Annotated in this window: 1 protein-coding gene; it reads right to left on the bottom strand. The window is 70.7% G+C overall.

Going from position 1 to position 604, the window contains the following annotated elements:
- Positions 1–25: 25 nt before the first annotated feature.
- Positions 26–604 (bottom strand): integrase core domain-containing protein (locus FQ330_RS13620; protein ID WP_146354321.1); only part of this gene is annotated, 579 nt, incomplete at its 5' end.

The following is a 604-nucleotide window of genomic DNA, read 5'->3' as shown; positions in this document are numbered from 1 at the left end:
GGTCTCACCTGAGTCGCGACATGTGTCACGAAGAGAGAGCCCCTGGCCATCGGCCGGGGGCTCTTCTCGTGTTGCGCCAGTAGCTGCGTGCCGGGTCGATGGTGTTGGTGGCGAGGATCTCGCCTGTCTCGAGGTCGATGACGGTGGCGGTGGTGTCGTCGATGAGGGCGAGGATGCGTCGGCCTCGGTGGGCTGCGCCGATGGCGAGGTGGTGCATGCGGCCGGCTCGGCGGAGGCTGACGCGGCCTTGGTGGTCGACGCGGTCGTAGCGGATGCGGAAGTGGCCGGGCGAGTGCGCGGCGGCGGCGGGGAGCGCCTTCGGTGTGGCGCGGTAGGTGTGGCCGGGGGTGGCGCGGTCGTTCGCGCGATGCGGGCGGTGCTCGTTGTAGCTGGTGCGGAAGCGGTCGAGCTGCTGCTGCAGGGTCGTGAGGTCGTGCGCCGGTGGTTGCTGGCGGAGCCAGCGCTTGAGGGTCTGGTGGAAGCGTTCGATCTTGCCTTGCGTCTGCGGGTGGCCGGGTTTGCCGTTCTTCTGCCGGACGCCCAGCAGCGGCAGCACGTACTCGAGGGCGTTGCGGCCGCCGCCGAGGCGGGCGGTGAAGACGCG

The sequence above is a fragment of the Agrococcus sediminis genome (genome assembly GCF_007923295.1).
In the GTDB taxonomy this organism is placed as follows: Bacteria; Actinomycetota; Actinomycetes; order Actinomycetales; family Microbacteriaceae; genus Agrococcus; species Agrococcus sediminis.
Note: the sequence above shows the minus strand (reverse complement) of the source record. Positions and strands in the feature narration are given on the sequence as shown.